The sequence below is a fragment of the bacterium genome (assembly GCA_021372535.1).
Lineage (GTDB): Bacteria > Latescibacterota > Latescibacteria > Latescibacterales > Latescibacteraceae > JAFGMP01.
In genome coordinates, this window is the sequence record JAJFUH010000141.1 from 1 (window position 1) to 11,217 (window position 11,217).

The window sequence follows — 11,217 nt, forward strand, 5'->3', positions numbered from 1 at the left end:
CTTCAGGGTGAAAAGATCAATTTTTCCGAGATGAAAAAGCGTCTCTATGTCCAGGCAAGCGAAGTTTTTTCGACATACACCCATATCGATAATCATGATTTTGTCGTGATTCACGATCCTCAGCCGCTGCCGCTCATAAAATTCTACCGTAAACGCCAGCCATGGATATGGCGCTGCCACATAGACCTTTCATCGCCGGATAAAGAGCTGTGGGAATACCTCAAACGGTTCATACTTAACTACGACATTGTGATTGTATCCAGCGAAAAGTATGAAAGCAGGGACCTGCCTGTGGATTACAGGATCATCCAGCCGGCCATCAATCCGCTGACCCATAAAAACAAGGAAATCAATGGACAGGTCATTTCGAAGTATCTCAAGAAGTATGGGGTCAAAACCGATAAGCCGATTATTACCCAGATTTCGAGGTTTGACAAGTGGAAAGACCCGCTCGGTGTACTGGAAGTCTTTAAAATCGCCCGGGAAAAAGCGGACTGCCGGCTTGTTCTGTGCGGAAATATGGCAACGGACGATCCCGAAGGATGGGAAATTTTCGAAAAAGTCAAACAGCGCGCCAAACCGCTTATCGATAAAGGCGATGTCGTTCTCATCACTGTCGAGAGCAATATCCTTGTCAATGTCCTCCAGCGTTCCGCCGCAGTGGTAATCCAGAAATCACTCCGCGAGGGATTCGGTCTCACTGTCACCGAAGCGCTCTGGAAGGAACGGGCGGTTGTGGCATCGAATGTCGGCGGGATACCGCTTCAGATTCAGGACAGCGAAAACGGGTTCCTTCTCGATCCCGACGATAACACGGGTTTTGCCGAACGAATCGTCGAGCTCCTCAAACATCCCTCGCTCGGTAAAGAGATGGGGCAAAAAGGGAAGGAGACGGTCAGGCAGCAGTTCCTCATGACCCGGGTTCTTTCTGATTATCTGGACTTGTTCAACGATATAATCGCATGAAACTCAGGCATATTTCACCGCCCTCTATATCGGATCATAAAAATTTTTATGGTGACAGCGGGGCTTTTCACACTATTTTAAAACAATTGCCGCTCCGAACATGAACATGATGTAATCGAGGACATATGGAAAGCCTGAGTGAACTGCTGAAGCAATCTGCCGGCATGAAGTCCCATATGGGGCATCTCGTTTATACGGTATTCATAATTCTTGCCCTGTGGCTCATCCGTAAAATCCTCGTGCGAATCATCATGGGCCAGTCCGACGACGCCCACACCCGCTATATCTGGCAGAAAGGGTTAACCTACGGCGTCACCTTTTTAGGCCTGTTTTTAATCGCGCGTATCTGGTTCAGCGGACTGGCGAAACTCGATACTTTTCTCGGTCTCCTGTCAGCCGGTCTCGCCATTGCCATGAAGGATGTCATCACGAATGTCATCGGGTGGTTTTTCATCATGTGGGTGCGGCCGCTCGAAGTGGGCGACCGGGTGCAGATAGGCGCATATTCCGGTGATGTGGTCGACAAGAGTATATTTCACATTACGCTCATGGAAATCGGTAACTGGGTGGATGCCGACCAGAGCACCGGGAGAATCATCAGCATACCGAATTCTTTCCTGTTCACCATGCCCCTCGCAAATTTCAGCAAGGGTTTCCATTTTATCTGGAACGAAATCCCTGTGCTTGTAACCTTTGAAAGCAACTGGGAGAAGGCAAAGGAGATACTGCTCAGCATCGCACTCAGACATTCGGCGCATCTCTCCTCGGAAGCCGAAAAAAAGGTCAAGGAAGCGAGCAAGCGTTTTTTCATACACTATTCCAAGTTGACCCCGATCGTCTATACCAATGTGAAAGACTGCGGAATACTGCTCACAATCCGGTATCTCTGCGAACCCAGAATGCGCCGTGGTACACAGGAAGGAATCTGGGAGGATATCCTCGCTGCTTTTGCGAAATGCGACGACATCGATTTCGCCTATCCCACCACCAGATTCTACGATAATATCCGTGAGGGAAAACCGGGGAAAGAACCCTCCGCCCAAACCGGCGCATCTCCCGACTCAGCGTAAAACGGAAACGGCCTGATTTCTATACATGCGAGGGGAAATTATCCGATACTGAACTGCAATCAAAAACGAATAACAGCATTTGCTATACGATTTTTGTTCCCGATTTATCGGGGATCGACCTACGGATAAGCTCTTAGTCTGAATGAATTTAATGAATCGTAAAATATTCTTCTTAAATTGTGTTTTTTTTGTCAAGATGCGAGTTATCGAAGGAACCTATGTGAAAAACGGTGCTACGAGTTGATCATTAACAGCTTATATCCAATAGTATCAAGAAGGAGGAAGTGATGACAGTTTCGAAAAAAACGCTGTGCATGGTATCGATCATGACCGCGGTACTGTTTGTCTTCGCGTACGGCTGTGCGACAGTCGGCCATGATTTTTCCGCCGATGCCGTTTCAAAAATCGTCATAGGAAAAACGACAAGGGAGGATATCGGCAGCCTCTTCGGGCCGCCGTGGAGGACAGGCATCGAGGACGGTAAAAAAACATGGACGTACGGGTATTACAAGTATCGCCTGTTCGGCACATCGACGACACGCGATCTCGTTGTCAGATTCGATTCAAAGGGCGTTGTTACATCGTATACGTTCAACACGACGGATATGATCGAATGACGAAAGATACCGTGTACATTTTTATGGAACCGTTTTACCTCTGACATGTTTTATGTAATAGAGACGTGATTATTATCCGTAAAAGATCATAGCTTTTACCGACGGCATGTCGGAACATCGGATTTTCATCAGGGGGAGCGTATGAAACAGTATGTCAATAACCGCAGGGACTTTCTCAAAACGGCTTCAACGGGCGTTATCGGCGCGGGCATGGCATCGGGCCTCCTGTTATCTGTACCCGAAGCGTACGGAGCACAGGAGAAAGTCAAAATCGCGGTTGTGCACAATGAAAAAGCCATCACAGCCCGTAACGAGTGCGATCCGAAACAATCTGCGCTCATGATTGAAAATGCGCTTCTCACCCTTACGGGTAAACAGAAACCCGCGGAAGCATGGGCGGCTCTCGGCGTCACCAAAGATGATGTGGTGGGAATCAAAGTGAACTGCAATGCGGCGGGATTCAATCTCTATGCACATCCGGAGCTCGTGTATGCGCTCTGCGACAGCCTCTCCGCTGTCGTACGGCCCAATAACATCATCATCTACGAGCGGTACACCGGGGAACTGACCCGCTCCGGCTACCGTGAGAACAAAGGTACGACCGGAGTCCGCTGCTTCGGCGCCGACCAGGGGGGCGGCTTCCACCCGAAAGAAGGGCTGACCCGTATTATCACCGACACCTGCACGAAACTCATCAATGTTCCCACACTCAAGGCCTTCGGAGGCGAATTCGTCGGGAGCCTCTGCCTTAAAAACCACATCGGATCGCTGCCTCCCGGCGAGATGTCACGGTGCCATGGGAACACGGACTTCCTCAACAATGTCAGTTCCCAGCCGAGCATAAAGAACAAGACCGTACTGGCACTGTGCGACGGTCTCCGGGGGACCTATCGCCGGAGCGATCCCTGGTACTGGGGTGGTATAATCGCGAGCAGCGACCCGGTCGCTGTGGAGTATACAGCCCTCCAGATAGTCAATGAGAAGCTGAAGGTAGAAAAAGCATCCCCCAATGCACTGCCGTCCTACGTTAAAATGGCTGAAACCACCTACCAGCTCGGTACCTGCGATCCGGCGAAGATGGATGTTCAGCGAACGGAAATGTAATACCCTCACCGGGCGGTCATCTGCGACTGCCCGGTTTTTTTATGTCCGCCGCGGAATTACTTCATCACGGTCATCTTTGTAGTTTTCGTGTATTGTCCGATTTTAACCGTATAAAAGTATACTCCGGCTGAACAGCCCGAAGCGTCCCAGTCCACTGTATGGGTACCCGCATTCATGATTTCATGCGCCAGAACGGCTACTTTCTGTCCAGCGGCATTGTATACCTCGACAGAAACATCGCCCGCCGAGGGAATGGTAAATCCGATCGTTGTTGCCGGATTGAACGGATTCGGTGAATTCTGAAACACGGTAAAACCGGAAGGTTCGTTCTCATCGACCGCATCGAAGTGGCTGATGATTCCTCTCATCGAATCGTGGGCGACGAAATACCATCCGAGAATATCCGATATTCCCGCGGCATTTTCGGTAACGTGGGTAGTATAGATGCCATCATATGCAGAACCGTAATCGATGATTTCCATGCCCCACTTCGAGAGGGGAGTTTCCTCCGCAAACGAATGATATCCCAGTCCGGTCCCATCGGGAGCATAGAGGCCGAACGATTCATTCGGATTGTCGAATACGGGGAAAAGCGCGAACAGGTTGTCATCGAGCGTGATGTTGTATTTATAGGGAGGAACACCATGAATGTCGTTGCATATCCAGGGATTGAGGGCATTTTCCTCGAAATTCTTGTCACCGGTATAATCCCCGTTCTGGTTTGCCCAGATGATAATGTCTTTTTCCCAGGAAGGGTCGAGCATGAGGTTCATACAGGTGGAGGGAGCGTTCGTGACGAGCATCCCGTGTTTGAAGCAGAGGCTCGATGGGCCGCTGCCTTCCCTTCCGCCTGTCTGGTCCTGGCGGACGAAATCATACCAGTCCGCGAGGTTGATCCGTGTTTTCTCGGTACCGTTCGCGATGTCAATATAGATAAGCTCTGATGTGGTGCTCGCAGGCAGTACATCGCCATTGACCGCAAAAAGGTACTGACCGCCATCGCTGATCAGGCCGGGATCGATCTGCCACTCTTTCGGCCATGAGCCAAAAAACCGGAATGTGCCGTTGTCGCCCCAGTCTGTCTGAAGTTCGGCGTTCGAGTTCGGTACCCATTTCCATTTTTTGACAACTTTTACCGTCGTGCTTTCCAGCGAACACTTGAAAAAATAGTTGTGGTTGTCGGGCTGAAACGCCAGACCGCCGTTATCGCACCATCCGATTGTGGCGCAGGTCTCGACAAGATTCGGGTCGTCCGGGTCTCCGCCCACGATCCATTTCTGGTTGGAAAAGCTTTGCTCTTTATATAATCCATAAAAGTAGTTTTCCTTGTCGCCCCGGTAAATAACCGGATTGGGCAGCGGATCGCCTTTTTCATCATGGGTGACAATGGTATTGCGCATATAGGTCCATATCCCGATCTGACTGGTCATCAATACCTTGGGCGAAAAATCATCGTATGCCCAGAGATAGTATGTATAGGTTCCGGGAGAAACCGCATTGCCGTCAGCGTCTTTCCCCCGCCAGGTTATGACATTTTTCCCGGGATTGAACAGACGGGGCTCGCCGACATAGATACAGGTATCGATGCGGTTGACATAGTGCCAGCCGAGATAGCCGTTCTGGATGCTGTTGATCGTTTTGCCCCTGTCACGTGTAAAAACGAGAAAAAGGACACATGCGGGTGTCCCGGTAATTGTCACCGGAATCTCGAGTGTTTTGCCGTCGAATTTATACGACACTATTTCGGGCGCGGAAAGCTGCAAGAGCGTCGGTGTAAAGGACGAAGCCCAAAGCAGCGAACCGGTCAGCATCAGGCCAAGACAGGATAACATAATTTTTCTCATGATTCGTGCTCCCGTGGTTACTCCTGCCGGTTGTGCGGCAAGGGAGGGTATGGTTATCATAAAATATGTATACGATATATATGCTTGTATGTCAAGTTGAGATTATATGCACTGGCAACCACCATTTTTTCCGAACACCTGATAAGGCACTTGTTACCACGGAGTTATCTGGAAATATTCATAAATAATTTCACCACGGAGACACGGATAAGGTGTAATTCATGAATTACCCCTACAGTGTTACTTCGGTCAGGTACGAAAACCAAATCCGCTAAAATCCGCGTTCCAAAATTTTATGAACAGGTCGGCATAGATACCGGAATACGTTCGTCATGACCGTCAACCCGGACACGTTTCGGGATTTTCTTTCTCCTCCATGATATTTTTATCCATGACCTGTATATGTATAGCATATTGTGTAACAATATATACTATATGATGGCATATTCAAGATAGATGGTCTATTTATAATAATTTATTACAGGTAAAAAATATGCGCTTGACACAGATAATTATTTATACTATGTTAATCATTACACTCTTATGGCGGCGATCTTCTCTTACATATCAGGATCAACGACTATGGATGTTCATACTGGAATATTAGGCCCCCACGAGCAGCCGGCCGATGCGCCGTGCCCGCTGTTCATTGCGGCGGTTCCCGCGGGATTCCCCTCGCCTGCGGACGATTATATCGAGGGAAAACTGGATCTGAACAGCTACCTCGTGCAGCACCCGGCGGCAACCTTTTTCGTGCGGGCGGACGGTGATTCGATGATCGATGCCGGCATTCACCCCGGCGATATCCTCGTCGTGGACCGTGCGGTGCAGCCCGGCGACAACAGTGTGGTAATCGCGGCTGTCGAGGGGGAACTGACGGTGAAACGGCTGCGGAAATCCGGGGGGAAACTCATGCTCATGCCGGACAACGGCGACTACGGGCCGCTCCCTGTCAGCGAGGACATGAACTGCGAGTTATGGGGCGTCGTGACCGCGGTCATACATGAATTATAAGGTGTGAGGAAGCCGGTATGCCCATGGTTGCGCTCGTTGACTGCAACAACTTCTATGTTTCCTGCGAGCGGGTGTTCAACCCGAAACTCGAGGGAAGACCGGTCGTGGTGCTCTCGAACAACGACGGCTGTGTTGTGGCGCGGTCGAACGAGGCCAAGGCGCTCGGTATACCGGCGGGTGTGGCAGCCTTCAAGATCGGCGACCTCATCAAATCGGGCACCGTACACGCCCTGTCGTCCAATTATGCGCTCTATGGCGACATGTCGCACCGGATCATGGAGACGCTCGCGCAGTTTACCCCCGAGATCGAGGTGTATTCGATCGATGAGGCGTTTCTGAATCTCACGGGCTTTGATCCGGGCACGGTCACCGATTACGCACGCACGATTCGCGCCACGGTCAGACGGTGGACGGGTGTACCGGTTTCCATCGGCGTGGCGGAGACCAAGACGCTCGCGAAAATCGCCAACAGGTTCGCCAAAAAATCGCCGAAATCGGGCGGTGTTGTCAATCTCACCGCATCGCCGCACCAGGAGCGTGCCCTTGCCCTCACCGGGGTGGGAGATGTGTGGGGAGTGGGGAGACAGTATGCCAAATTCCTGATCAGAAACGGCGTTGTGACAGCCCTCGATCTCCGTGACGCGACGGATGTTTGGGTGAAGAAGCATATGGGCATCGTGGGGCTGCGCACGGTGAAGGAACTGAGGGGTACGCCCTGTCTTTCGCTCGAACAGTGCCCGCCCGAGAAAAAGGAGATGTGCGTGTCGCGCTCGTTCGGGCAGCCGGTCAAAACCAGAGCCGCCATGCATGAGGCGATCGCGACCTACACGACGAGGGCGGCGGAAAAACTCAGAAAACAGCGTTTTGCCGCCGGTGCGCTCATGGTGTTCATGATGACGAACCGTTTCAGGGACGATCCGCAGTACGCCAACTCCACGGTGGTGGAACTGCCGGTGCCCACCGACTCCACCCATGAGCTCATACGATACGCCCTCCACGGCACGAATGCGATATTCCGCGAGGGATACCGGTTCAACAAGGCGGGTGTGATCCTCACCGGTCTTGTTCCGCGGGGGGAGATTCAAACCGATCTTTTTTGCACGGTCGACCATGTCGGTGCACGGCGGCTCATGGACGCGCTCGACCGTGTCAACACGCGCATGGGGCCGGGTACGCTGAAATATGCCGCGGTGGGGTTGAATCAGGACTGGCAGACAAAATTCAAGCGCCGTTCCCCGCGCTACACGACCCGCTGGGACGAGCTTCCGGTTGTGTCGAAGTGAACTGCACATCACCGGAGATTTGTATTGACTTTCCTGTGAATTACCACAATATTTTTATATACTTTTGTTTCAGAACTGTCCGGTAAAAATATTGAGCATTCTTTGTATACAGCAAAATATAAATAGTTAACACTGTTTATTATGGAAACTCACCCCGCGCATAACACCTTTATAAAACTGAATGTTAGCAGGCGCTTCCCCTCTCTTGAGGCAAGAGAGGGGTCAGGGGTGAGTTCGGGTGGAGAAAAGGGGAAATAATCACATCCAAAAACTCCACATCCCGGTAAAAAGCGCTATTTACAAGGTTTTTCGAGCTTTTTATTCTAATTTTAACCGGACACTATTAACATTTTTTAAAGGAAACGCTTCGAATACAATGCAGCCTGCGTATCGGAAACACAAGTGGTACGGCCCGAAGATTTCGGGATAAAGAGAGTGAGGAATGAATGAAAGGTGAGTACACCGCAATCATCGAAAAGGCGCCCGAGGGAGGTTACTGGGCCATATGCCCTGAAGTTCCCGGTGCCAACGGACAGGGAGAAACCATTGAAGAGACGAAGCAGAGTCTTCGGGAGGCGATTCGTCTGATCATGAAGGATCGGCTTGAGGATTATCTCCACATATTACCCTTATTTTGGGGTATTATACAGTTAGCATTTTTTAATAATAGTTTATTTTTCTTGTGATTTTAAAAAAATAGTTTTTATATTTATTATATTAGGTTTATTGCATATGTATATATGAAAATGTGTAATAGAAAACATTTCAAAGGAGATTACCTTGATCACAAAAATCGTTGTGAATGGATTTAGATCACTTTCAGACTTTACACTAGACCTTTTACCGGGACTTAATATCCTTGTTGGACCAAATGGTTCGGGAAAGACCAACATTATTACATTCTTTGAATTTCTCTCGCACATGGTTACTTACGGCCCATCTGAAGCAGTTAATCGAATTGGTGGCGCTGGTTCAGTGTTTACCAAACAAAGCGAACAAGAATTCCAGAAATACATAGATGTTCAAATACTTGGATGTACGGAATCGGACAAGAAATTCATTCAATACATATATAACTTCATTATCGAAGCATCATTGAACTTCGATTCCATTAGATTCCGAAATCAATTGTTTAAACTAAAACCTTCTAATGTCTTCGATCCGCCAATAGCTGAGTCACTTGACGATGCTTTTTGCGTAAGTCAAACTAGTAATGATTGTAAGGAATACTCTCTGCATATTGATAATTACAAAAAAGGCATTATTGACTCTTCATTTCTTCCTCCTCCTATAAGGAAAGAATTCTTGAAGAACTCAAAAATGATTGAGGAGTTTCTTAAGAATAATTTGGAAAGTGACATGCCACTTATTTCAAGTCTTTCCTTTCTTATAGATGCAACTAGATATATCTTTAACGACTTACGAGGTGGACAAGTTTTTAACATTATTCCGTCAAAGGTAAAACATCCAGAAGAAAGCTCAAGCCCTATTGGAATACAAAGAGACGGATCAGGTTTGGCTGCAACGCTTTATGCAATTAAGAACAAAAAGTTACATGACGAAGAGATTTTATTCCCTGGCAGATTTATTATTAGAAGGCATTCGCAACGTTTAGATATTCGTGAAACATCAATCGAAAACATTCTTAAATATTTAGAAACAGCTAACTCGGCAATTCGTAATATAGATGTTGAAAATGACCGATTCGACAATCTTCTAAAAGTTAAATTATGGATTGAAAAAAAAGATCATTCAACTGTATTGCCTCTATCCTCAATGTCAGATGGTACAATCAAATGGCTTTCATTAGTAACGGCGATTCTCACAAGTCCTTCGATTTTCTCTCTTGAAGAGCCCGAAAATTTTCTACATCCACATATGCAATCAGAAGTTGTAAGATTAATGAGAAATGCTGCAAGTTCTAAGCGGAAAAAAAATTGTATGCTTTTATCCACACACAGCGAGACGATTCTTAATAGTGCAAATCCTAATGAGATTGTTATTGTGTCTTTTATGGAAGGAAAAACAAGAGCAAATAGATGCTCTAACCAAGAAGAAATAATGTATGAGATCCAAGAAACAGGCTTTGGATTAGGTTTCTATTATATTTCTGGGAGTATGATAGATGAATAATCCTGCATTTATTGTTGATGGGCAAATGGAGAAAAGGATTGTACAAAATCTTTGTCCCGGTCAACCTGTACGACTCATGAACTGCAACGGTAAAAATGTAACTTATGATGCTGCTGCTAAGCACGCCGCAACATTAATAAGATTATTGAAAAGGTATTACCCTATTATTATTGTATTTGACAAAGAGAAACGTACAGACAGTTCTGATGTTGTTGCAAGATCACTTCTTGAAGCAATAGCAACACATGATTTACAAGGAGTCAACATCCTAATAGGTGTGCCTGATTGTATGATTGAGAATTGGATGTTAGCAGACATAACGGCTATAAATTTATATTACAATTTACATCCACCGATTTCACAATCCAATTTCGAGGGTAAAAATGGTAAAAGCCACATTAGATTAATTATTGGAAGTCAACATTATAGTGAAACGCAAGATGGTCCTTTGATATTTAATAAGTGCAATGTAACGTCAATCTACAAAAACAGCATTAGTTTTAGAAATTTTTTTAATCTAATAAGTTCTATTAATTGCAAATGGCTTTCAACATTCAACCCAAAAGACAGAATTTGATAGAAATATTTCCAAAAAACTATATCAATAAATCATGTGTGCGCCGAAAAATCAGGGTTGATCAAACAAACATATAATAGAGGCGTAACACTATACTGCTTTATTTAGGCATTAGTCTCTGCAGCGTCGCGAAGACACGAATGAAATAATAGAAATCTGTGACCGTTTAAAACAAAATAAATGAACAGAACACATAAAATATGGTATATACAAGAATACAAAAGCGTCCATTTGTTTGCAGTTTTATCGTTCTGCGGTAATTATTGGTTTTTGTTTTTTTGAATGCTATGTTTATTTCTGGTTATATCATCCGGTATATTATTATATACATTATAATATAATCAGTTTTAATCTTCGTCTGTTCGCTATTTTTTTTATACACTACCTTTCATACTACTCCGCCAGTTACATTCTGACACACGGAATTATGTCAACGTTTTTTGTCTACTGTGGAGGGCATGGCACAGACGATTTGTATTGACTTTCCTGTGAATTGCCACAATATTTTTTTTATGCTTATCGAGATAAATAGCAAATTCTTCCACGGCGTAATATCCTGATCGATGATAATGGAGGGTATAACTTGGAAACCAGGCTTAAAATGGTTTA

At 46.6% G+C, this 11,217-nt stretch carries 10 protein-coding genes; 9 read left to right on the top strand and 1 reads right to left on the bottom strand.

Annotation, left to right across the window (positions count from 1 at the left end):
* The 4 genes from LLG96_12660 to LLG96_12675 form a co-directional block, all read left to right on the top strand.
* Positions 1 to 966: glycosyltransferase (locus LLG96_12660; GenBank protein MCE5251060.1), on the top strand; the 966-nt coding region annotated here is incomplete at its 5' end.
* Positions 967 to 1,091: 125 nt separating this feature from the next.
* The gene (locus LLG96_12665; GenBank protein MCE5251061.1) at positions 1,092 to 2,036 is read left to right on the top strand and encodes a mechanosensitive ion channel family protein; all 945 of its coding nucleotides are present in this window, start codon (positions 1,092 to 1,094) and stop codon (positions 2,034 to 2,036) included.
* A gap of 287 nt (positions 2,037 to 2,323) precedes the next feature.
* A complete protein-coding gene (locus tag LLG96_12670) occupies positions 2,324 to 2,653 on the top strand; it encodes an outer membrane protein assembly factor BamE (protein MCE5251062.1) in 330 nt (109 codons plus the stop codon).
* A 141-nt stretch (positions 2,654 to 2,794) separates the two neighbouring features.
* Positions 2,795 to 3,757 carry a DUF362 domain-containing protein gene (locus LLG96_12675; GenBank protein ID MCE5251063.1) on the top strand — a complete coding sequence of 321 codons (963 nt, stop codon included), beginning with the start codon at positions 2,795 to 2,797 and terminating at the stop codon, positions 3,755 to 3,757.
* 56 nt (positions 3,758 to 3,813) lie between these two features.
* Here the strand turns inward: LLG96_12675 and LLG96_12680 are convergent, their stop codons facing one another.
* A complete protein-coding gene (locus tag LLG96_12680; protein ID MCE5251064.1) occupies positions 3,814 to 5,601 on the bottom strand; it encodes a T9SS type A sorting domain-containing protein in 1,788 nt (595 codons plus the stop codon).
* Between the two features lie 582 nt (positions 5,602 to 6,183).
* Here LLG96_12680 and umuD point away from each other — a divergent pair.
* From umuD to LLG96_12705, 5 genes are all read left to right on the top strand, one after another.
* Positions 6,184 to 6,615: a translesion error-prone DNA polymerase V autoproteolytic subunit gene (umuD, locus tag LLG96_12685; protein ID MCE5251065.1), complete on the top strand. Its 432-nt coding sequence runs from the start codon at positions 6,184 to 6,186 to the stop codon at positions 6,613 to 6,615.
* Positions 6,616 to 6,632: 17 nt separating this feature from the next.
* On the top strand, positions 6,633 to 7,898 hold the full coding sequence (locus LLG96_12690) for a Y-family DNA polymerase (GenBank protein ID MCE5251066.1): 1,266 nt from the start codon (positions 6,633 to 6,635) through the stop codon (positions 7,896 to 7,898).
* Between the two features lie 446 nt (positions 7,899 to 8,344).
* Complete coding sequence (locus LLG96_12695) at positions 8,345 to 8,584, top strand: type II toxin-antitoxin system HicB family antitoxin (GenBank protein MCE5251067.1); 240 nt, start codon at positions 8,345 to 8,347, stop codon at positions 8,582 to 8,584.
* Between the two features lie 94 nt (positions 8,585 to 8,678).
* A complete protein-coding gene (locus LLG96_12700; protein ID MCE5251068.1) occupies positions 8,679 to 10,031 on the top strand; it encodes an AAA family ATPase in 1,353 nt (450 codons plus the stop codon).
* On the top strand, positions 10,024 to 10,608 hold the full coding sequence (locus LLG96_12705; GenBank protein MCE5251069.1) for a hypothetical protein: 585 nt from the start codon (positions 10,024 to 10,026) through the stop codon (positions 10,606 to 10,608). Before LLG96_12700 ends, LLG96_12705 begins: the two co-directional genes overlap by 8 nt.
* Positions 10,609 to 11,217: the final 609 nt, after the last annotated feature.